The sequence below is a fragment of the Paenibacillus gallinarum genome (assembly GCF_014836635.1).
GTDB classification, from domain to species: domain Bacteria; phylum Bacillota; class Bacilli; order Paenibacillales; family Paenibacillaceae; genus Paenibacillus; species Paenibacillus gallinarum.
Genome location: NZ_JACSQL010000001.1, coordinates 673,975 through 694,297, shown reverse-complemented (window position 1 = coordinate 694,297; position 20,323 = coordinate 673,975). Strand labels below are relative to the sequence as shown.

At 41.5% G+C, this 20,323-nt stretch carries 25 protein-coding genes; 8 read left to right on the top strand and 17 right to left on the bottom strand.

Features of this window, described 5'->3' with window-relative positions:
- Positions 1-14: 14 nt before the first annotated feature.
- Positions 15-233 (bottom strand): YqzE family protein, encoded by a 219-nt coding sequence (locus H9647_RS03400; RefSeq protein WP_191798167.1) that lies wholly within the window; start codon positions 231-233, stop codon positions 15-17.
- A gap of 215 nt (positions 234-448) precedes the next feature.
- Between H9647_RS03400 and H9647_RS03395 the strand changes: the two genes are divergently transcribed.
- The gene (locus H9647_RS03395) at positions 449-1,105 is read left to right on the top strand and encodes an N-acetylmuramoyl-L-alanine amidase family protein (protein WP_225229015.1); all 657 of its coding nucleotides are present in this window, start codon (positions 449-451) and stop codon (positions 1,103-1,105) included.
- Here H9647_RS03395 and H9647_RS03390 read toward each other — a convergent pair.
- On the bottom strand, positions 1,080-1,946 hold the full coding sequence (locus H9647_RS03390) for a divergent polysaccharide deacetylase family protein (RefSeq protein WP_191798163.1): 867 nt from the start codon (positions 1,944-1,946) through the stop codon (positions 1,080-1,082). The genes H9647_RS03395 and H9647_RS03390 overlap by 26 nt on opposite strands.
- 192 nt (positions 1,947-2,138) lie before the next feature.
- Here H9647_RS03390 and H9647_RS03385 point away from each other — a divergent pair, with 192 nt between their 5' ends.
- Entirely contained in the window at positions 2,139-2,510 is a 372-nt protein-coding gene (locus H9647_RS03385; protein ID WP_191798161.1) for a hypothetical protein, read from the top strand.
- A 70-nt stretch (positions 2,511-2,580) separates the two neighbouring features.
- Here the strand turns inward: H9647_RS03385 and H9647_RS03380 are convergent, their stop codons facing one another.
- The 3 genes from H9647_RS03380 to H9647_RS03370 form a co-directional block, all read right to left on the bottom strand.
- Entirely contained in the window at positions 2,581-2,799 is a 219-nt protein-coding gene (locus H9647_RS03380) for a hypothetical protein (RefSeq protein ID WP_191798159.1), read from the bottom strand.
- 112 nt (positions 2,800-2,911) lie between these two features.
- Complete coding sequence (locus H9647_RS03375) at positions 2,912-3,238, bottom strand: hypothetical protein (RefSeq protein WP_160033066.1); 327 nt, start codon at positions 3,236-3,238, stop codon at positions 2,912-2,914.
- A gap of 125 nt (positions 3,239-3,363) precedes the next feature.
- Complete coding sequence (locus H9647_RS03370) at positions 3,364-3,933, bottom strand: xanthine phosphoribosyltransferase (RefSeq protein WP_191798157.1); 570 nt, start codon at positions 3,931-3,933, stop codon at positions 3,364-3,366.
- A 227-nt stretch (positions 3,934-4,160) separates the two neighbouring features.
- Between H9647_RS03370 and H9647_RS03365 the strand changes: the two genes are divergently transcribed.
- Positions 4,161-5,210: a YkvI family membrane protein gene (locus tag H9647_RS03365; protein ID WP_191798155.1), complete on the top strand. Its 1,050-nt coding sequence runs from the start codon at positions 4,161-4,163 to the stop codon at positions 5,208-5,210.
- Between the two features lie 6 nt (positions 5,211-5,216).
- On the opposite strand, the gene H9647_RS03360 is transcribed toward H9647_RS03365, so the two are convergent.
- The 4 genes from H9647_RS03360 to H9647_RS03345 all read right to left on the bottom strand — a co-directional run bounded on the left by H9647_RS03360 (position 5,217) and on the right by H9647_RS03345 (position 9,289).
- A complete protein-coding gene (locus H9647_RS03360; RefSeq protein WP_191798153.1) occupies positions 5,217-6,347 on the bottom strand; it encodes a glycosyltransferase family 4 protein in 1,131 nt (376 codons plus the stop codon).
- A gap of 198 nt (positions 6,348-6,545) precedes the next feature.
- Entirely contained in the window at positions 6,546-7,595 is a 1,050-nt protein-coding gene (locus H9647_RS03355; protein ID WP_191798151.1) for a hypothetical protein, read from the bottom strand.
- An 85-nt stretch (positions 7,596-7,680) separates the two neighbouring features.
- Positions 7,681-8,487 (bottom strand): Cof-type HAD-IIB family hydrolase, encoded by an 807-nt coding sequence (locus H9647_RS03350; protein WP_191798149.1) that lies wholly within the window; start codon positions 8,485-8,487, stop codon positions 7,681-7,683.
- 25 nt (positions 8,488-8,512) lie between these two features.
- Positions 8,513-9,289 (bottom strand): pseudouridine synthase, encoded by a 777-nt coding sequence (locus tag H9647_RS03345; RefSeq protein WP_191798148.1) that lies wholly within the window; start codon positions 9,287-9,289, stop codon positions 8,513-8,515.
- Between the two features lie 290 nt (positions 9,290-9,579).
- On the opposite strand from H9647_RS03345, the gene H9647_RS03340 reads away from it, so the two are divergent.
- Entirely contained in the window at positions 9,580-10,149 is a 570-nt protein-coding gene (locus tag H9647_RS03340; protein ID WP_191798146.1) for a thioredoxin family protein, read from the top strand.
- Entirely contained in the window at positions 10,146-10,634 is a 489-nt protein-coding gene (locus H9647_RS03335; protein ID WP_191798144.1) for a PCYCGC motif-containing (lipo)protein, read from the top strand. Before H9647_RS03340 ends, H9647_RS03335 begins: the two co-directional genes overlap by 4 nt.
- Before the next feature lie 81 nt (positions 10,635-10,715).
- Here the strand turns inward: H9647_RS03335 and H9647_RS03330 are convergent, their stop codons facing one another.
- From H9647_RS03330 to H9647_RS03320, 3 genes are all read right to left on the bottom strand, one after another.
- Positions 10,716-11,207, bottom strand: coding sequence for a DUF309 domain-containing protein (locus tag H9647_RS03330; protein ID WP_191798142.1), 492 nt, complete (start codon positions 11,205-11,207; stop codon positions 10,716-10,718).
- Entirely contained in the window at positions 11,197-12,009 is an 813-nt protein-coding gene (locus H9647_RS03325) for a GTP pyrophosphokinase (protein WP_191798140.1), read from the bottom strand. Before H9647_RS03325 ends, H9647_RS03330 begins: the two co-directional genes overlap by 11 nt.
- 61 nt (positions 12,010-12,070) lie before the next feature.
- Entirely contained in the window at positions 12,071-13,165 is a 1,095-nt protein-coding gene (locus H9647_RS03320; protein WP_191798138.1) for a quinone-dependent dihydroorotate dehydrogenase, read from the bottom strand.
- Positions 13,166-13,479: 314 nt separating this feature from the next.
- Here H9647_RS03320 and H9647_RS03315 point away from each other — a divergent pair, with 314 nt between their 5' ends.
- A complete protein-coding gene (locus tag H9647_RS03315; RefSeq protein ID WP_191798136.1) occupies positions 13,480-13,626 on the top strand; it encodes a hypothetical protein in 147 nt (48 codons plus the stop codon).
- 167 nt (positions 13,627-13,793) lie between these two features.
- On the opposite strand, the gene H9647_RS03310 is transcribed toward H9647_RS03315, so the two are convergent.
- Together H9647_RS03310 and H9647_RS03305 are read right to left on the bottom strand one after the other, a co-directional pair.
- Complete coding sequence (locus tag H9647_RS03310) at positions 13,794-14,036, bottom strand: ferredoxin (protein WP_191798134.1); 243 nt, start codon at positions 14,034-14,036, stop codon at positions 13,794-13,796.
- A 126-nt stretch (positions 14,037-14,162) separates the two neighbouring features.
- The gene (locus H9647_RS03305) at positions 14,163-15,443 is read right to left on the bottom strand and encodes a DNA polymerase IV (RefSeq protein ID WP_191798132.1); all 1,281 of its coding nucleotides are present in this window, start codon (positions 15,441-15,443) and stop codon (positions 14,163-14,165) included.
- Positions 15,444-15,666: 223 nt separating this feature from the next.
- On the opposite strand from H9647_RS03305, the gene cimA reads away from it, so the two are divergent.
- Positions 15,667-17,286, top strand: a complete 1,620-nt coding sequence (cimA, locus tag H9647_RS03300) for a citramalate synthase (protein ID WP_191798130.1) — start codon at positions 15,667-15,669, stop codon at positions 17,284-17,286.
- Between the two features lie 57 nt (positions 17,287-17,343).
- On the opposite strand, the gene H9647_RS03295 is transcribed toward cimA, so the two are convergent.
- Positions 17,344-17,910 (bottom strand): TlpA family protein disulfide reductase, encoded by a 567-nt coding sequence (locus H9647_RS03295; RefSeq protein ID WP_191798127.1) that lies wholly within the window; start codon positions 17,908-17,910, stop codon positions 17,344-17,346.
- Between the two features lie 163 nt (positions 17,911-18,073).
- Between H9647_RS03295 and H9647_RS03290 the strand changes: the two genes are divergently transcribed.
- A complete protein-coding gene (locus H9647_RS03290) occupies positions 18,074-18,505 on the top strand; it encodes a M67 family metallopeptidase (RefSeq protein WP_191798125.1) in 432 nt (143 codons plus the stop codon).
- On the opposite strand, the gene H9647_RS03285 is transcribed toward H9647_RS03290, so the two are convergent.
- Together H9647_RS03285 and H9647_RS03280 are read right to left on the bottom strand one after the other, a co-directional pair.
- Complete coding sequence (locus H9647_RS03285; RefSeq protein WP_191798123.1) at positions 18,491-19,228, bottom strand: exonuclease domain-containing protein; 738 nt, start codon at positions 19,226-19,228, stop codon at positions 18,491-18,493. The genes H9647_RS03290 and H9647_RS03285 overlap by 15 nt on opposite strands.
- Positions 19,225-20,313 (bottom strand): DUF294 nucleotidyltransferase-like domain-containing protein, encoded by a 1,089-nt coding sequence (locus H9647_RS03280; protein WP_191798121.1) that lies wholly within the window; start codon positions 20,311-20,313, stop codon positions 19,225-19,227. Before H9647_RS03280 ends, H9647_RS03285 begins: the two co-directional genes overlap by 4 nt.
- Between the last annotated feature and the right edge of the window lie 10 nt (positions 20,314-20,323).

Below are 20,323 nucleotides of genomic sequence, written 5' to 3'. Positions count from 1 at the left end.
AGGCCTTTTAGAATCTAAGAATCAGAAGCTGTATTCTGGTTCTTTTTTTTACTGCGAACCTCTTTTTTCTTTTCACTAGCCCACATGGATACCCCAAATGGAAGCATTCCAAACCATTTCGTCTGCCAAGGTTCTTTTCTTTTTCTAGAGGATTTACGTTCTTCTTTCGGCTTTTCCATATGTTCAACCACTTGCTCGGTTATATATCTAATCAAATCATTTCCTTTAGCCAAGTCCATTCACTCCCTTTGACCAGCAGATCTTTTTCTTAGTGTGTACGGGAACCTAAATAAATAAACATTTCTAAATCTTTAACTGAATGAAACATTTAAATTTGCACAGTCTATGGGAAGGGGTTTGAAAACGATAAGCGATAAACTAGAGGAAAGGTCTGATTTATATGCCAAGACAAATTTTGATATGTTTTTCTGTATTATTACTTTTACTTATGGGATCTGCCTCTGCAACCGCAGCGCCTGCTGTTCAACAAAAGGATGATGACCACATATCTCATACCGTATTTCGTCATCCGGTTATCATTATTGATGCAGGACATGGGGGGATTGACGGAGGAACATCTGCCGATGATTTACTCGAAAAACATATTAACCTTTCCATCTCCCAAAAAGTGTACATGAAGCTGAAATCAAAAGGTTATCCTGTCGTGCTGAATCGAAATGGAGATTACGCACTTAGTGATGACAACACTTGGCTTAAAAGCCGCTCCAGGCATTTAAAAGACTTGGCTCAGCGAAAAGGACTTAGTGATGAACTTCCCTCTGATCTTATTGTCAGTGTCCATGTCAACTGGAGCAAAAAAGAAAAATCACATGGTCCTGTCGTCCTTCATCAGCGGGAAGGAAGAAGTTATATGCTAGCCGAATCGATTCAAAGTTCACTTAATACGATGTATCAAACGGATCTCAGCGTAGAATGGGGAAAACCTTTTTATTTACTCAATTATATTAAGAAACCAGCCGTCATCGTTGAGGCCGGTTTCATCAGTAACTTACAAGATCGGGAGATGCTTAGCTCAAGCAGCGGACAAAAGCAAATAGCCGAAGCTATAAGTTCAGGTATTATTTATTATTTGTCGGTATTGTAGGATCTGGATTCCAGTTCCATACTTGTTTCACCATATCACTGATGCTGATCAATTCGACCTTCCCCGTTAATCGGGGCAGGGCGTCTCTGATGATACCTGCCGTCATAAGCCCTGGCACTCCGACATGTCCAATCGTTACACAAATATCTTGTTGCTTCAATTTCTCTTCAGCAAGTCTCATCTGCCTTGATATATGGCTAATGGAGTACTGATCATCCAGAAAGATATCATTTTCCACGGGCGGCATTCCTTTTTCTGCGGCGAGTTCAGCCACAACCGAATGCTGATCGGTTTTACTATCCACAAAAAAGAGTCCTCTTTCTTTACATACATCCAGCACAATGGACATGATGCGCCGATCAGAAGTGACTTTGGATCCCATGTGATTGTTCATCGCAATTGCATAGGGAACTTCATCGATTGCTGCATTGACTCTCTTGCGAATCTCCTCATCGGACAAATCCGTCGTAATTGCGCCTGGACCTAACCAATCTTTTCTTCCTTTACGAGGTTCCATCGGCATATGAACAAGCACATCAATACCCTTTTGATGAGCAAGTTCTGCATCTCTTTTCGTTGTTGGTAAGAAAGGCATGATCGCCACATTTATGGTAGTAGGCATATTCAGCATTTCATCCGTACCTTTCATCCCATTACCAAGGTCATCAATGATAATAACCATTTTCTTTACAGGCTCAGCATGGACCGAAGACACTCCTATTGTGGAAGATATCATTGTACTTAACGCTATACACCATACGATTAAGCCCAGACTCCCCCACCGAAAAGAAGTCAGCACTTTTTTCTTAAGCTGTCTTCGTTTTTGTTTTCGAGTTGTCATTACGCCCCCTCCTTCTATATGAAATTTTTCTTATTATTGAAGATATATACATTATTTGTTTAGAACCAAGAAATTATGTGAGGTTTTATAGAAATCTAATTCCTTATATTTAGTAGGGCAGTGATTGATTATTTTGCTGAGTTCAGCATAGAATAAGAACATAGGTTCTCGTACTAAGAGGGGGAGATCCACATGACGGCAGACACATCATATGAAGAACAAAGCTTAATTTGCAGCTATTTACAGTTATTGCTCGTTGACCGCATTTTTCAACGAGATCTACAGATATTAAGTAAACATCCTCTCCTTCGAACTCCGGTTCTTTATTTAGAAGTGCTATCCAGTGGAATACAGCGTGTAACTTTACTATTGTCAGAAATACAAATCGAGTTTGCTCGTAAGGATATACAGATCACGAATATCAGATCGAATAAGGAAGGATTATGGGCAGATGCCAAAATAAGAGGAAAAAAGATGCGTGTAGATCTCCCATTATCTCGGTATAAAAACGAATTATACTCAAGAATGAGGGTTTATCTCGGTGGAATGGATCAAGGAATATAAAATAAAAACCGTTCTTATCTGATGCTCCTCCTAAAGTAAGCATCAGATAAGAACGGCAATATAGTTCTAGCTACAGTTCTGTAGGACTTTGTCTTGGCTCGCTTTCCAGCTGAATTAGATAATTCCGATCTAATTTTACAATACGCCGATTGCGTTTTCGAACCATCATTTGTTCATCATTCCAAGCCACGACGATGCCAACCACATCGTTAACTTCCAGATTGTCTCTGACGACACGAACACGTTCACCTGACTCACGAAGTTCATTTAAGCGCTCATCTGTTATCATCTACCTATCCCTCCTTACGGCTGCGAGTAACGCAGCTTGTCTCTTCTAACATGCAAAAAAGACCTAAATGCATGCATTTAGGTCTTAGGCTGATCACGGTGTTACTAAAAAATTAACGTGAAGCATGCTCTTTACTGTCGTTCTTTTCGAACCAGAAATCAAGCACCTTCGCCGACATCACACGCTGTTCAACATATTCGACCTGGTGAGGTGTAAATTCATCTTTCCATGAGAAGGACAATTCTTCACACAGGTTTACAATAGTGAGAAGTTCAGACCAAGCAACATACCTTTTATACCAGAAGAACTGCGGATGTTCAAGCATATAGGGATAAAGGTCATCAAACTCCGTATGCTTACAATCAAGGGCACGTTCAAAATGAACTTTGGACTGCGCTAACTTATCAAGGAAATACTGTTCGTTTGGTTCTTTCCCCATGGGTGTTGCCTCCTCTCCCTAACTTACCTTTATTATAAGCCATAAAAAACGCGATGCAAAGGCATTAAACAAAATTAGGCAACCAGAATATGAAAGAAATAGAAAAATCCGATTAAATAAAGGGATTAATCAAAATGGACCTTACCATCTGACAGGGACTTAATCTTCGCAAGTGACTCTACTCTAATCCCTTGTTCACGAAGGGTGCTCGCACCAGATTGGAAACATTTTTCAACGACAACACCAAATCCAACGAGTTCTGCTCCAGAACGTTCAATAATCTTAATGACGCCTTTGGCCGCATCCCCATTTGCGATAATATCATCGATAAATAAAATCCGATCCTCAGGACCAATAAACTCACGCGATACCATAATATCCGTCACAATTCCCTTCGTAAACGAAGGAACTCGCTCGCAATATGCATCCGGATCAGCCAGCAGTGTTTTCTTTCTTCGAGCAAAAACAAGAGGCACCCCCATTTCTGCAGCAGTAGCAAAAGCGACTGGAATTCCTGAAGATTCAACGGTAATGATTCGTGTGACACCATCTTCACTAAATTTTGCCGCAAACTCGCGTCCCATCTGCATGGTAAGTGCAGGATCAATCTGATGATTCAGCAATGCATCAAGCTTCAGAACATTATCTGAGATTACAACGCCTTGTTCCCTGATTTTTTGTTTAAGTACTTCCAATGTTATGACCTCCCAGCCCATCCTATGACGTAAAAGTATCATAAAATATGGGTGGCTTTCAATATGAAAGTTTATTTCTTCCATTGGTATGTAAATATATCTACCTTACACTTTCCTCTTCTTACTCTTTGTCATGTCCAGATGGACAAGAGCATACCTTGTACGAATAGTTATTTTTTGGGACGACTATAAGCTGTTGTTACACAGATCGGTAAAGGAGGATACGCATGAGACAGGGTTTCAGGGTCTTACAAGTTGCATTCACTTACATAGGCACGATTGTCGGAGCGGGTTTTGCCACAGGCCAGGAGATCTTGCAATTTTTCTCTGAATATGGGAAATGGGCTACACTCACCATCGCTCTATCAAGCATATTATTTATATGGCTGGGTACGAAAATGATGCTAATCGCACATGATTCAGGTGCACGTTCATATGAAGACTTAAACAAGAAACTTTTTGGTGAAAAGGTAGGGAAATGGATTAGTTTTTTCACGCTATTTGTTCTTATCGGTGTTAACAGTGTCATGCTGGCAGGTGCAGGGTCTGTCTTTGTTGAACATCTTCATCTGACTTATCAAACAGGACTGATCATTACACTTATCGGCACTTATTTACTGCTTGGAAGAGGAATCAAGGCCATTCTGCAAATGAATAGTGTCATTGTGCCCTGCATGCTTCTGTTATCTCTGATGATCCTAATCAGTACGATTCACCATCCCTCAGCTTATAATTTCATTCGTCTTGAACCGGACCGCAGCATGTTTGCCACTTGGCTATCTCCGCTATTGTATACGTCCTTTAACCTAGCTATGGCTCAAGCTATACTTGTACCTCTTGGCAGCCAACTAAAAGACAGAAATGTAATTAAGTATGGAGGAATCATTGGAGGGATTGGGATTGGCTGTATGCTAATGACGGCCCACTTCGCTATCTCCGCTTATATGCCTGGAATTCGGCAGTTCGAGATTCCAATGGGGAGTATTGCATTTGCTTTGGGGGCCGCCATACAGATTGTCTATATTGTTCTTATCTTTTTGGAAATTTTCAGTACTTTTGTTGCGGATATTTATGGAATCACTTTACAAGTGCGTCAGCATATCCAAGTATCGCCTAAACTTATCACCTTGTTCATCATGTTAACTTGTTATTTAGTAAGTCAGTTTGGGTTTAGTTCCTTACTATCTATCCTATATCCCGTTTATGGGTTACTTGCGATGGTCTGGGTTTTTCATCTAATCAAAAGCCCACTCGGTTCCTTTCGCAGCAAACAGTAACTCTTCTTAACTGGATACTTCGTACTGCAAATACAGCTTCTTAAGCAAATTAACAGAACGGCTGAGCGAGTACTCAGATTTTGCCTTCTCACTTGCCGTACGGGCCAGCTCATATCGATACGATGGATCAAGAATGACTTTCTCCAGTGCTTCAGCAAGAGCAATAGGGTTATTCTCGGGAACTAACAGACCATTCACTCCATCTTCGATTTGTTCTGCAATTCCTCCGATATCCGTACCTACAAGTGCAAGTGAGCTAAGTGCTGCTTCTGCAAATACCGAACCGAACGCTTCTGCTCTCGAGGGAAGAACAAAGATATCAAAGAACGGCATAAACTCCTCGGGATGGAGCGTATATCCATAAAAAATAGTTTCGTTATATATGCCGAGATCCTGTGCTAACTTCTCAAGTTCGGAACGGATCGGCCCATCCCCAATAATATGAAGGACATAGTCGTGACCTTTCTTTTTCAGCTCATAACAAGCTCTCAGCAGCGTATCAATCCCTTTTGCAGGGACAAGACGGCATACAGTGACAAGCTGTGGTACTTCATTCTCGTGAGGGACAGGCTTAAACCGTTTCTCATCAAAACCATTAGGAATAATATCAATCTTCTCAGGATGCTGTATATACGGTCTCAAGTAGTCCTTAAATGATTCAGAAACCGTAAGGAGACCATCCGCTTTAGCTTCCATTTCTCTATAGAGCGAAGTTAGAAACTTATGTTCCAGTCCCCCCTCTTTAATTCTACCGTTGAGAATAAGTTCTCTCTCGTAACTAGAGTGAATGGTTTGAATGAGGGGAACCTCAGGAAATGCTTCTTTCATAGCAAGTCCGGTAATGGGATGATGTGCATGAATAAGATCATAAGATTTATGTAGCCGGAGCTTCACCCACCATAAGTAATCACGGTATGTTTGAATATATTTGGAGACCACAGGACTGTCCTGATAAAGAGTCCAATCAAACGTATCAAATACAACTTCTTCAGTACCTTTATTCCGAATCCGTTTTGGCAAGGAGAACAATTCCATCTCCCATCTTGGGCTGCTAAAACGTTCTTGCATATAAGGAATCATGGATGATACCCCGCCTGGCTGTTCAGGAGGGAAAAATAATGCTTGGAGCAATCGCATGTATTAGAGCCCCTTTCTCGTAGTCATCTTATCGAGTAATTCTTTCATCATGATATCTTAGCTTATGTAAATTAGTAAAGAAGGTACCCATTCTTTTCATAAAAACAGAGGACAACTAAGCGTCTTTTTCCTTTTTATACGCATAACAAAAAGGCACCGTTAAAAGGATGCCTTTTTGTTTTATAACGCTATTTATTTTCAATCCTCGTCCGAACTAAGCAGCATTTCATCAATAACAACATTACGATATAACATCGTAATATGCAGCTGTTTTATATCGGTCTCTTTTTCAACTTCTTTGGAGAGTACTAAGACAAGATCATGACGCTGTTCCTCCGAGAGTTCTATATAGAAATCAATATATCCTGAAACGGCTACTTCACTTATATCTAGGGTAGCGGAAGCGACAGGTAATCCTCCGTGCTCCTGAAGAAATAGATCGTAGGATACAATCTCATGATCGTGACGAACCAGCCTCACATAACAGGATTCTTCTGCTTCCTCTTCATCGTGATCCAAGATAGATTGCAGCTCTACTCCATCTTCATCCCAATCAGGACCATCTGCCTCATCAGATGCCGTGTAAGAGACATGATCTTGCCTGACGAGTTCAAGGATAGTAATCATATTATCTTTATATCTCATCTCAATGGTAATGGTATCAATCTCCCCATCATCCACCTCGGCGACTAAAAGTTCTTCTGCAGACTCAAGTTCCTCTTCAAGCGGTTCCTTCAGCCAGTCTACTTCTCCCTGGATATCGGTACCATACTGCTTTAGAATCGCATGAGCTATCGTCTGTCCATTCCCATTTTGCAGTTCAAACTGAGACACAAATCGTCCGGCAGATATCAGCTCAATCTGCATTTCACCGCTCTCATCTTCATATAGAAAAAGAGGAGATGGTTCCGGAATGATAGACTCTGATGACGAAGGCAGCGAGTCTTCCTCGTAATCATCCTCATCTCCAAGGACACTTTCCACCTCGCCCCAGGTTAACAATATATTAAAATGTTCGGCATCTACCGCATCACGAAATTGCAGTAAATATTGCTTTACATAAGTAAGAATCTCTTCTTTGGCATCCGGCGGAACACTTTGCGAATCGAGCTGGACACTCCCTGCAAGCCGATGGCCTTCCCGGAAGACAAGAATAAGCGTGCCGGCATACCTGTCTTCAATCATAATATCTTGAACTTCTCCATTTGCTGTTCGCAAATCAGGCCGAAGCCGAATATGATAGCTCATGTTTTGTTAACCTCCTGTAGACCATTTCACTCTTGCTTTAAGAGTTTCTGATATACATAGTAGTACCCTGGGACAAGGAAGAATATTACTTAACGCCGATCACAAATTTTTCGAGTGCATGATGAACTCCATTTTCATTATTAGAGAGGGTAACTTCGTCAGCAGCTGCCTTTACATCAATAGGCGAATTGTCCATCGCTATGCCTTTACCTGCAAATGTCAGCATCGTAATATCATTAAAATAATTCCCCATAGCCAGAACGTGCTCCCGCTCAATTCCTCTGCTCGCTGCAAGACGTTTGAGTGCCTCTCCTTTCGAAGCATCCTTATGCATAAGATCAAGGAAGAAGTCACCACTGCGGACCATATAAAACGGGCTGTTCCAAGTGTTCCATTCTTTTTCGAGCTGATTCATCGTATCAAGATCCCCAAATGCCGAAAATTTAACGACCGGTTCACTTAATTCTGACCAGTGTGGCAAATTCAAAGGTTCAAGAAAAACCTCATCATACATACCGCGCACTTTAGTGGACATTTGATCTGCTTTATCAACATACAATCCAAACGCCGTATTCACATCAAAATGAATTCCATGCTCTCGGCAATAATCTACATAAGGCTGTAGTCCTTCCGCATCCATAGGAAACTGGTCGATCACTTCCTGCGTTTTTATATCAACGGTAACGGCTCCGTTATGTGTGATCACATAACCTCCGAGTCCCATTTTCTCCATAAGCGGAATCGTATTAACCGGGCCTCTACCGGTGCAAAGTACAAACTCTGCTCCCCGGCTAGCTGCTGCCTTGATACTATTTTTATTCTCTTCAGATAATTCATGATTATCATGTAGAAGAGTACCATCTACATCTAGAGCAATCAGTTTATAATTCATAATCTATCCATCCTTTATTTCTTTATTATTTTGCAAGATCTGCCCCGGTGAGAATATTCAGTTCTTCCTCCGTCAGTTCACGATAAGATCCAATAGGAAGCAATGGGTCTAACTGTAAAGCACCCATAGAGATGCGCTTTAGATATAAGACTTCTGAATCAACAGCTTCAAACATCCGTTTAATCTGATGGAATTTTCCCTCATGAATCGTAACTAATACGCGGGAAGTCTTTCCCTCTTCGCCAGAATCGACAGAGGTGATCTCTAGTACCGCCGGTTTCGTTGTGTATCCATCATCGAGTGTTACACCCTGCTTAAAAGCAAGGATTTCTTTCTCTCCGATCTCCCCAGAGACAATTGCTTCATAAGTTTTGGGTACATGCTTCTTCGGAGACAACAAATTATGTGAGAGTTGCCCGTCATTCGTCAGAATCAGCAGTCCTTCCGTATCCTTGTCCAGACGTCCTACCGGAAAAGGCTCAAACAATGCATATTCTAGATCCAGAAGATCAATGACGGTTTCTTCCCTTATATCCTCTGTAGCCGATATAACCCCTGGTGGCTTATGAAGCATCAGATATATGAACTCTCTGTACTTCACCGTTTCACCGTCAATCTCAATCAAATCCTCATAAGGATCGACTTGCATCCCACTGTCCTTGATTCGCTTTCCATTCACCGTAACATACCCGTTCTTTACTGCTTTCTTAATTTCCGAACGAGTGCCATATCCCATATGACTTAAAATTTTATCTATACGCAACTTTTTCACCGTTTTCTTTTGATTTATTTGCTGACTCATACTGAAGTCCACCTCCACCCTGCCGGATTTTATTTTTTTGAAACAAGACTTCACAAATTGTTCATATTACTCAAAAGCAAAGATTACGTACGCTCTGTAAAGCGTAAAGGCAGTTATAACGCTATAAGATTACGATCATTCTGTTCTGTAATTAGAATATCTGTCGTAGCCTGTACCTTATCTAACTAAATTCATCCCCGGATTGCTGTTCCACTACAATGCGTAATGTTGTATAATGAAGGGCATCTAAAGCCAGTTCCATAATTTATCATATCGACGGGGGATGAACAATGAGTTCTAAAACACAAACCAAATCAAAGACAGGCTATACCGGTAAGAAAAACAAAAAACCGAACACTGCTATTATTGCCTTTATTACTGCATTTGTCATACTGATCGGCGCACTTGTCACCATGAATATGATCAATAACAAAAATATTAATGAAGTATATGGGCTTCCTCAGTCGAAACTGAGTGCATCAACACTCGAAATATTAGATGACCCGAATTATCAGAATATCATCCTGCCGGAAGAACTCAAGGGAAAAATTGAAAACAAAGAAGACTTTTTCGTATATTTCTTTGCTTCTGATTGTCCTCACTGCCGTGCAACGACACCGAAACTAATGCCGATTGCTGGCGATTTAGGCGTTGATCTTCCGCAGTTTAATTTAAGAGAATTTGACAGCGGCTGGAGAGATTACAATATTGAATATACACCAACCCTCGTTTATTTTGAGAAGGGTGTAGAGAAAGAACGTCTTGTTGGTGGTATCCAAGAAGAAGGCACGAATACTGGCTATACGGAAGATGATATCAAAGCATTCTTTATGAAATATAAAGGAGATGCTGTGAATTGAAAACCAAATGGTATGGAACCCTCTTCGCCGGTCTAGTCTTCGGTAGCCTTGCACTGAGTGCCTGCGGGCAAAATGAAGCAGGACACGACCACACCATGCATGGTAAAGAAAGCGAACAGTATGAGGCAAGTGCCTCTCTCTCAGAAATGCCTGAGTTCCTCGCAAAATATACAGATAACACTCAAGCGACCTACGCTCTTGTCGGACAAGTTAAAGAGGAGCTAAAAATGCTCAACTGTTACTGTGGATGTATGGATTATGAATCAGCTCATGATTCACTGTACCGCTGCTTCATCGCTTCTGAAGAGAAAGGTGAAGTGACATGGACCGATCACGGTGCTCAGTGCGGTATTTGTCTAGAAGAACTACGAGATACCGTAGAGCTTAAAGCAGAAGGTAAATCGATTGAGGAAATCCAAACCTTTATTGATGATAAATATGCTCCCGAAGGTGCTCCTGCTTCTAACGAAGTACATCCCGGTTAATCCTGCCAAAAGCTAAATATATAATCATATAAACCCCCGATTTCTTTCACTTTATCAGTGAAGAGTCGGGGGTTTATATGATTAGGATGTGAATCCGTTTTTACCCATTGCTTTCATTCGTTCCTCGTACACTTTCCCGCGTGTCGGACTTCTCCGCTGAGGTATATTCGGTTTTAATTCCTTCGATCTCTGATATACCGCTTCTTCCAGTTCATCATCCGAAATCACGATTGTATAATCATGATAAGGTACCGGAGTTTGACCCGAATGTTGCAGTTTCTCCAGTGCATTACGGCAAGATGAGAGAAGAAGTCCAAGTTCTATGCCCATGAGCTGTTCCGGATAAGGTTCAAGAATCTGGACAGCACTGGTAAGCATTAACTGTGCCCCGCGCAGATTCTGATTCCGATAATGATACATTCCAACCGCGACTTGCAACAATCCTTTATATACAGGCTCACGATCCTCTGCAAGCCACAATTCCTCGAGTACTTCATGACACTCAAAATAATCTCGATCCCGGTTAAAATAGACCAGGTAATCGACATAGAGCGGGTCATATTTAGAATTCATCGGTTTCACTGCTTTTTCTTGCCTTGTTAAGCAGTCCTTTTACTTCTCCGGATAAATGCTTAATCGCCTCGATATCATGAGCTTGCCAGTACGTATTAAATTTCTCTTGTGCATCAATCGCTTCATCAATCAGGTGATAAAAATACAACTGATGAATGATGGCCAGTGTCTTGGAAATGATACTGGATTCATCTTCAAATGTTTTTTGTGCATCCAGAATTTCAAGCCGTATTGCGGACATTTCATTGTCCAGAATAAAGGCGGCTTCAGACGTTTTCTTTAGTCGCTCTCTTACCATATCAGGCAGGTTGTCTCTAAATTTGTAGTTCAAGGAATGTTCAATGGTAGCCCAAAAATTCATCGCTAGGGTTCGAATCTGGATCTCAGCAAGCACATGCTTTTGACCAAGCGCTGTCTGGACAGGATACTCAATAATCATATGGAAACTACGATAACCGCTTTCCTTGAAATTGGTAATGTAGTCCTTTTCATAAAGAACTTTTAAATCCTTCCGTTCCCGAATATACTCGGCCACTCTGCGAATATCCTCCACAAATTGGCACATAATCCGAATACCTGCGATATCCTCAATCCCGGTTTCAATTTCATTCATGGGCACGGAAAGCCGTTTGGCTTTATCCAAGATACTTGAAATTTTCTTGACGCGACCGGTTACGAATTCGATAGGTGCATACTCTTCACGTTTTTTAAGTTCTGCCCGCATTGTTTTAAACTTAACCTTAAGTTCCTCTACGGCCTGTTCGTAAGGAAGCAAAAATGTCCCCCAGTCTCTTCCGTCCATTGCCTATGCCTCCTGTCTTATGCTCATACCTAAAGCTTAATTCATTATAGTTACCAGCTACTTATCTATGGTCGGCTCCAACCGCTTCGGATATGTGACGATATCCATCCTTACGAAGCAGTTCCCTGAGTCCCTCATGAAGACGTTGATTAATTTCAGGACCTTCATAAATAAGTGCGGTATAAATCTCAACCAGACTTGCTCCTGCTTTAATTTTCTCGTAAGCATCTTTAGCTGTAAAAATGCCTCCCGATCCGATTATAGGGAGCTTCCCATTCGTTTGACGGTAAACCTGGCTGATGATTTCTGTTGAACGATCACGAAGTGGCTTACCACTCAGTCCACCTGTTTCTTTCGCATTCTCATGAGTCAATCCTTCGCGGCTTATTGTTGTATTCGTAGCTATGATACCCGAAACACCGCTTTTTGAAATCGTATCCACCATATATTTCAGTTCAACCTCAGTTACATCCGGAGCAATCTTGACCAGAACAGGTTTCTTAACGCCTGATTTCTGAGATTCTTTCTTCATCTGATCCATAACAGCTGCAAGCAAATCACTAAGTTCACTTCCGTGCTGTAAACTGCGCAGATCTGGTGTATTTGGAGAACTGATATTTACAACAAAAAAGTCAGCATGCGAATACAACATTTCGATACACTTGCGATAATCTAATGGAGCATCCTCATTCGCAGTGATCTTGTTTTTTCCAATATTAATTCCAACCGGTATCGGTCTTTCCTTTAGGCCGGACAAAACGGTTGCCATTGCTGCTGCACCTTGGTTATTAAATCCCATTCGGTTAACAAGTGCTTCATCTTGAGGAAGTCTGAACAGTCTTGGCTGTTCATTTCCAGGTTGTGGTTCTGGCGTTACGGTTCCCACTTCCATGAATCCAAACCCAATGGAAGAAAATCCAGGAACAGCTTCCCCATTCTTATCCAGTCCCGCAGCAAGACCTATAGGCGATGGAAAATGGAGACCGAATAAATCGGTAGCAAGATCCGCTGTTTCACGTACACGATACATGGAACGAAGTAAGTTCACTCCTCCTGGTATTCGGCCTGCTTTGTTCAGACTGCCTATAACAAGATGGTGTGCTTTTTCAGCGTCCATTGCGAAGAAAAAAGGTTTTCCGAAATTACGATACAGCAAATCATCCACTCCGTTTACTAGATCTATTATGGGTGCTTACAAATGTATCAAAACACTGTTGCTATATCTAGCTATATCGTATGTAAACTCACAACATATAGTATGAATACAGCTTGCTTTTTGATATCACCAGCATCCCCTCTACTCTCCAGTTTAGCGTTTTTTGTTGCAAAAGAAAAGGGATAGAGACCTAACCCCCTACCCTTTTGCGAAGATCCAGAGAGATATAATACTTTGATAATTTATCCCAGTTTGAATACAATAGAGAAAGCTTATGATAAAACCTAACTTTTGCCGTGAAAGGAGCATCTGCCATGTCTCAAAAGAGGAAGAAACCAAGCTTGCAGCAAAAGAAAGAAGAAGTAAATCGGAAAGCCTTGTTCTGGACCGCACTAAGTGTTTTGCTCCTAATTATCTTAATTGCTGTCTTCGTCATTATCGGCGAATCGACAAACCCTTAATTTAGCTTGTGATACGCTTTATCCGGATTCGTTTGGCCGTGGACAAGCTTAGGCCTTATTCTGTCCTCGGCCTGTGCCGGAATCCATAGATTGTATGGCATCTTTTTATAAAAAAACGCCCGGCACCGAAACTCGGTACCAAGGCGATCATCTGAAATAGATTAAGATTAACCTTCCATGTTAAATGGTGTGTCTGCCACTTTGATGGAATCTGTAGGGCAACCATCACAAGCGTCTTGCATATCTTCATGAAGATCTTCTGGGATTTCTGCGTTACCGTGGTTCGCATCCCCGCTGAAGATTACCTCCGCAAGACCTTCATCATCGTAATCATAAATATCTGGCGCTGTTGCACCACAAGCACCGCAAGCGATACATGTATCTTTTTCTACCCAAGTATACTTAGCCATTTCTTATCTGCCTCCTATATTTAAACACAACAAACAGTAGGTTTTACCTATACTAACAAACAGTTTAATACAAACTGATAACAAATACAAATCATTTTGACCTGTATTCAGGACATTGTCAAGTCCCTATTCTGGGAGAGAAAGATTATCTTTTTGTAAGGATGTTCCACGTGATTTATAGTTACGAATCAGGGTGGAAGGATCGTCTCCCAGCATCCCAGCAGTTACCACCGCATTTTCACCAAATTTATCTCTTAGTGTATCCATTACCTTAATAAGAGATTCTTTCTTCGGCTGTTCTTGATAATCAAATAAATCAAGCTGCACTACAGATTCACTCTTGGGAATCAGGTTTTGCAGCGTAATTCCGAGCAACCTAATTGGTTTCCCTGCACCAAACTGCCGATAAAATAAATTCACAGCCTCTTTATATATGTCCTTGTCATAATCAGTAGGTACCTGCAGCGCATGGGACCGAGTAATGGTCTTCATATCAGGTGTGCGAATGGTAATCTGAATCCCGCCTGCCATCATTCCTTGTCTTCTCAAACGGCGCCCCACTTGGTCACTGATATTCAGCAGTACCCGGTTAATGTCGCTTTCATTAGAAATATCTTCAGGAAGTGTTGTGGTGTGCCCTATCGACTTATTCGGTTCACGATCAGCGAGTACAGGTGAATGACTGATTCCATTAGCCGCTTGCTTCATCCATGTTCCCAGTACGCCAAAATAATCTTTGAGCATCTGCTCATCTGCCTTCGCAAGCTGCCCAATCGTCATAATGTTAAGTTTCCGAAGTTTTTCTGCTGTTTTATGACCAATTCCGAACAATTCCCCGCATGGCTTACTCCATAGTATTTTTTCAACATCCCGCAGCCTAAGAACGGTAATGCCGTTCGGCTTTTTCATATCTGAGCCCATCTTCGCCAGCAGTTTATTAGGGGCAATCCCTATAGAACAAGGAATTCCTAGTTCTTCATTAATTCTTCTTTGAATTTCTTCTGCAATCTGGATAGGTGTACCAAATTGTTTTGAACCCGTAATGTCCAAATAACATTCATCAATTGATGTGGCCTCAAGTTCCGGCGTATATTCATAGGCGATCTTCATAAATGCCTTGGAGTATTTACGATATAGATGAAAGTCAGGTGAAATGACGATAAGGTCGGGACATTTTCGAAGTCCCTGATTTACGACCATTCCTGTACTGATCCCTAGTTTACGTGCTTCGTAAGAACAGGTTACGATAACTCCTTTACGCTTTTCACTGCTACCCGCAACAGCTGTTGGTTTCCCTGCATAAAGATCAGGCCTTTCCGCAGCATGAACTGAGCAATAAAAAGCATTCATATCTACATGTAAAATGACGCGTCCCTTCACAGGATAATAATCCTTTACGTTCTCCATGTGGATACCTTCCTTACTCTTTTACTCGTTAAATAGATATAAAAGCGACTCCTCAAAACTTTATTTTACCGTTAATATCTCCTTAAGTACACCGGATTACATCCAAAATAAATGAATTCTTCTACAATAATTACAAAATAACATCTTACTTTCCAGGTAAGAACTGATATAATAGTAAAATTATAAAGGTAAGGGTGACTTCTTAAAAGGGGGATTACATATCATGTCTAAGTCCATCTCCATCTTCGATACTACACTTCGCGATGGCACACAAGGTGAAGGAATCAGTTTATCTGTAGACGACAAATTACATATTGCCAAGAAGCTTGATTTTCTTGGTGTACAGTATATTGAAGGCGGCATTCCAGGAAGTAACACGAAAGATATTGAATTTTTCAAGCGAGTTCAGGAACTCGGACTTTCTGCAAAAATCGTAGCCTTTGGCAGTACACGCCGCAAGGGCAGTGTTGCTGCGGAAGATGCCAATCTGAATCGCATTATTGAATCCGGCGCAGATGCAGCTACGCTCGTGGGCAAGTCTTGGGACTTTCATGTGCATACTGCACTCCAAACGACATTGGAAGAAAACTTAGAAATGATTTATGACTCCATCCGTTACCTGAAACAAAGCGGACTAGAGGTCATTTTTGATGCGGAGCACTTTTTTGACGGTTATAAAAACAATCCGGCGTATGCCGTTTCTGTAATGAAAAAAGCATATGAAGCAGGTGCCGACTGGCTTGTAATGTGTGATACGAACGGCGGAACGATGCCCCATGAAGTACATGAGGTGGTCTCGTCCCTGACAGAGCAACTGCCAAATGCAAAATTCGGCATCCATACCCATAACGACTGTGAGCTGGCGGTAGCCAATACACTGGCAGCCATCTCTGCTGGAGCAAGACAAGTCCAAGGAACGATCAATGGCTACGGTGAGCGTTGTGGTAATGCTAATCTGTGCTCCGTCATTCCAAATCTTCAGCTAAAATTCGGTTACGAATGCGTTGAAGAAGAAAAACTTGCACAGTTAACCAATGTGGCTAGATATATCAGCGAGATCGCGAATGTCAATATGCCGGTAAACCAGCCTTATGTAGGTAACGCAGCTTTTGCTCATAAAGGCGGCATTCATGTATCGGCAATTATGCGTGATTCTCGTACTTATGAACATATCGTTCCCGAACAAGTCGGCAACAAACAAAGAGTACTTGTATCTGAGCTTGCAGGACAGAGCAATATTGTTTCCAAAGCCAAAGACATGGGAATTGAATTTGATCCAACCAGTGAACAGACCAAAAACGTAATTGACAAAATTAAAGATCTCGAGCATCAAGGCTATCAGTTTGAAGGAGCAGATGCTTCTCTTGAACTCCTCATTCGGGAAGCAAACGGTGATATGCAAGAACTATTCACTTTTGAGTCTTTTAAGATGTTGGTTGAGAAAAATGTCGGCAAACCAGTTGTTTCCGAAGCTTTTGTCAAAATAAACGTTGGTGGACGCAGTCACTATACTGCTGCAGAAGGTAACGGTCCGCTGAATGCACTGGATAATGCACTTCGTAAAGCACTCATCACTTACTATCCTTCTTTAAAAAACATGCATTTATCCGACTATAAAGTTAGAGTCCTTGACGATAAAGATACGACAGCTGCCAAAGTTAGGGTTCTCATCGAATCCAAAAACTTCACTGATTCCTGGAACACCGTAGGCGTTTCTGAGAATATTATTGAAGCCAGCTGGGAGGCACTCGTGCACAGTTTCCGGTATGCACTTCTAGAGGAAGATCCTTCCGAGTTCATTGAACCGGATGCTTTGCCGCAGCAAGGATTAGTAAACCATTAAGCTCTGATCTTATATATGCAAAAAGAGGTTGCAGATCTCATCATCTGCAACCTCTTTTTATTTATTTACAAGTGCCTGGACTTTCTTCTCTAGTTCTTCCTCTGTAAGAATACCTAGAATTATTTCTTGGATCACGCCGTTTTTGTCAATCAGAACGTTCGTCGGAAATGCCATTCCTTTATATAAATCATAAACAGCGCCATCTTCATCCGTTAGGATTGGAAATTGAAGTTTAAATGTGTCAACAAATTGTTTCGCGTCTTTTACAGTATCATATTTCGTTACATTAACTCCGTATACATCAAGCGCATCTTTGTAGTTTTTCGCAAGCAGATTTAACGATCCAGCTTCCATCTTACAAGGATCACACCAAGAAGCCCAAAAATTAAGCAGGAGCGCTTTTTCTCTTGCCCCGCCTACTTTATAAGTTTCTTTATTCTCAAGTCCTTTTAACTCAAAAGGTGGAGCAAGCAGTCCTGCTTTCGCACCCGTTTCCGTAGGAATAGGGTTGTCCGTTTGGAATACATTTTGAATAGACAGCCCCCCTTCTTTATTACTCGTTTGCCAAAAAGCAAAACCGATCAGCAGTAGAATCCCAGCCCATATATACAAGTTACGTTTCATTTGCCCATCCTTTTTCATTGTTATAGACTATATATGCTTCCACAATTGATATCCTATTGATCTCATTTTACCCCTAATTTTGGTTAATTATATCATAAAAAACTCCTTTTCTAAAAAGGAGCCGCATGTTTCTTATCTATAAAAGAAGAAGGAGCTTCTTAACATGATCATCCGAATGACGGCTGCAACTAACGAACAAATAAAAAATCACTTCCATACATCCTGGCCTTCTGAAGGATGCGGTTTACTACTAGGTACCTCGTCAATTGACGATTCTGTTGACATCCATTCCATTATCCCTATCAAGAACGTGGCAGCAGATCCTACTCATCACTTTGAGCTCGAACCTAAAGTGTGGGTTCATCATCTACTAACTTCTCCTGATTTAATAGGTCTATTTCACACGCACCCTGTTTCCGCTCCGCTTCCCTCAGCTGAGGATCTTCAGAATTTGCAGTCTTACGGACAATTAATGGAGGTGTATCTCATTGCCGGAATCGATCCCAAAGCTCAGCTAATCGAACTAACAGCTTATGAGGTGGTACAACAAGATCATAGATACTGTCTAAGACCTGCTGCACTATGCGTGACTTAGATGATTATATAAATCAGACAAGGTTACCACATTCATCTTAGAGATTTCATCAAGATAGGCCCCCCATAAGCGAGCTGTCATCATCGCATCTTCCAGTGCATGATGTCTCCCCTTAATTTCGATATCTTTGGATTGGAGCAATTCATCTAGTCCATAACCAGACCGCTGCGGTTCAAGCCATCTTGCTAGCATCATTGTATCAATGACGCGGTGGCTTAGTCTCACTTTTGAGGTTTTCCACAGTGCAGCATTTAGAAAAGATTTGTCATGTGCACTCGCATGAGCTACAAGAACACGCCCACCTACAAAGGACATAAAATCATGCAGTCCATTCAAAAGCTGAGGAGCATTCTGGGTCATCTCTGTTGTGATTCCAGTAAGCTCGGCTATGTGCTCCGGAATACTGTTCTTCGTTTTTACAAGAGTATAAAACTGTTCTTCTTCTATCACTTTACCACCTATAACTCGCACAGCACCAAAAGACAAAATCTCATCTCCATGCTGGGGAGCAAAACCTGTTGTCTCTAAATCAAATACAACCGCATCCAGTTCATTTAGTGGCGTCCGAAGTGTTTCCGGCCGTCGATTTTCTCTCATGAGAGATCGCAAAAAAGCCATTTGCTGTGCCGTAGGAGTCCCCATCATGGAAGCGATCGCAGACGGTACTCCGCCTTGTCTGAACGAGTTCCAAAAACCGTTATTCCCCCTGCTCGGCTCTTTCATATCCTACCCCTCTCGGCAAACCGAAGTTGCCTTTGCAGATTCCGATGTACTTTCTTGACAGCAGACAACCCTACCCTAAGTTCATACAATGTGTTCTTCTCTTTTAATCGGGACTGATCAATATATCCGCTGCTTGATAGTACACCATGATCTTCCTTCATTTGAGCGCTTCTTCTTAAATGCAGTGCAATCAAGAATGCTTTTTCACATGGTTCAATGAGATTGGACGGAGCAGCTTCCAAAGTCGAAAGTTTCTTTAAGCGTTGTAGTGTATTTGTCTCTTTTAGACCGTGCTGTAAAGCGAAATAGCGCCCGCTATTCACAAGCGGAATATACATACCGTATTTCACATCAAATTCCCCAGCATGTTCTCCAAAACGTTCCTTCACCACTTGACCAAGAATATTTAAGGTAGCTTTATGCTTGACGGTGTTGCGTAATACAGCTGCTGATAAATCAGGCGTGGATTCAAATAAGGAAGAAAAGTATTCCTGGAACTGGTTAGATAAAGCGAGATCTCCAGCGACATGTCTCATATCCGCAGCAATGATGAAATAGCGTACCGGTTCCCATTGTAAGTCACTCGACCATTCACTAAGTTGTTCCCTCCAAGACGAGAGCGTTCTTGCCCATAATGCTTCAGAACACATTACTTTACCTTCACACTTTGCATAACCTGCTGACTCCAGCATATTACTTAGTCTTATACCAAACTCTTTGAAAAAACGTTCTTTGTCTGGATGCTCCTCATCACTGATAATCATTCCGTTATCCTGATCGCTCCACAGCGTAGCTTCCCTTCTTCCAGAGCTGCCAAATACAACGAAAGCATAAGGTACGGGCGCCTGACCAAATCCTTCCTTCCACATTTCCTTTTCTGTGAGTTCTATCGCCTTCCTCGCAATGGCATCATGCAAATCATTAACGTGTTGATACCAATCCAGTATATTTGTTTCATCTATACCATTTTGTAATTCCTCTTGTCTCTTCATACGAGCTTGCTTCAATGTAAAGGCGGAGTCTACATTTTTCAGGTTAACCCTATTTTTTAATGGACTTTGACCTGTAGATTTTAAAGGTTCCATGTTTCCTGCC

Coding starts and splice junctions, on each gene's coding strand:
- H9647_RS03385 (WP_191798161.1), top strand. CDS start 2,139: ATGACGGCAGACACATCATATGAAGAACAAAGCTTAATTTGCAGCTAT.
- H9647_RS03350 (WP_191798149.1), bottom strand. CDS start 8,487: ATGAATTATAAACTGATTGCTCTAGATGTAGATGGTACTCTTCTACAT.
- H9647_RS03315 (WP_191798136.1), top strand. CDS start 13,480: ATGTCTCAAAAGAGGAAGAAACCAAGCTTGCAGCAAAAGAAAGAAGAA.
- H9647_RS03325 (WP_191798140.1), bottom strand. CDS start 12,009: ATGGACGGAAGAGACTGGGGGACATTTTTGCTTCCTTACGAACAGGCC.
- H9647_RS03305 (WP_191798132.1), bottom strand. CDS start 15,443: ATGGAGAACGTAAAGGATTATTATCCTGTGAAGGGACGCGTCATTTTA.
- H9647_RS03340 (WP_191798146.1), top strand. CDS start 9,580: ATGAGTTCTAAAACACAAACCAAATCAAAGACAGGCTATACCGGTAAG.
- H9647_RS03365 (WP_191798155.1), top strand. CDS start 4,161: ATGAGACAGGGTTTCAGGGTCTTACAAGTTGCATTCACTTACATAGGC.
- H9647_RS03360 (WP_191798153.1), bottom strand. CDS start 6,347: ATGCGATTGCTCCAAGCATTATTTTTCCCTCCTGAACAGCCAGGCGGG.
- H9647_RS03380 (WP_191798159.1), bottom strand. CDS start 2,799: ATGATAACAGATGAGCGCTTAAATGAACTTCGTGAGTCAGGTGAACGT.
- H9647_RS03375 (WP_160033066.1), bottom strand. CDS start 3,238: ATGGGGAAAGAACCAAACGAACAGTATTTCCTTGATAAGTTAGCGCAG.
- H9647_RS03395 (WP_225229015.1), top strand. CDS start 449: ATGGGATCTGCCTCTGCAACCGCAGCGCCTGCTGTTCAACAAAAGGAT.
- cimA (WP_191798130.1), top strand. CDS start 15,667: ATGTCTAAGTCCATCTCCATCTTCGATACTACACTTCGCGATGGCACA.
- H9647_RS03390 (WP_191798163.1), bottom strand. CDS start 1,946: ATGACAACTCGAAAACAAAAACGAAGACAGCTTAAGAAAAAAGTGCTG.
- H9647_RS03330 (WP_191798142.1), bottom strand. CDS start 11,207: ATGAATTCTAAATATGACCCGCTCTATGTCGATTACCTGGTCTATTTT.
- H9647_RS03345 (WP_191798148.1), bottom strand. CDS start 9,289: ATGAGTCAGCAAATAAATCAAAAGAAAACGGTGAAAAAGTTGCGTATA.
- H9647_RS03310 (WP_191798134.1), bottom strand. CDS start 14,036: ATGGCTAAGTATACTTGGGTAGAAAAAGATACATGTATCGCTTGCGGT.
- H9647_RS03285 (WP_191798123.1), bottom strand. CDS start 19,228: ATGAAAGAGCCGAGCAGGGGGAATAACGGTTTTTGGAACTCGTTCAGA.
- H9647_RS03355 (WP_191798151.1), bottom strand. CDS start 7,595: ATGAGCTATCATATTCGGCTTCGGCCTGATTTGCGAACAGCAAATGGA.
- H9647_RS03295 (WP_191798127.1), bottom strand. CDS start 17,910: ATGAAACGTAACTTGTATATATGGGCTGGGATTCTACTGCTGATCGGT.
- H9647_RS03290 (WP_191798125.1), top strand. CDS start 18,074: ATGATCATCCGAATGACGGCTGCAACTAACGAACAAATAAAAAATCAC.
- H9647_RS03280 (WP_191798121.1), bottom strand. CDS start 20,313: ATGGAACCTTTAAAATCTACAGGTCAAAGTCCATTAAAAAATAGGGTT.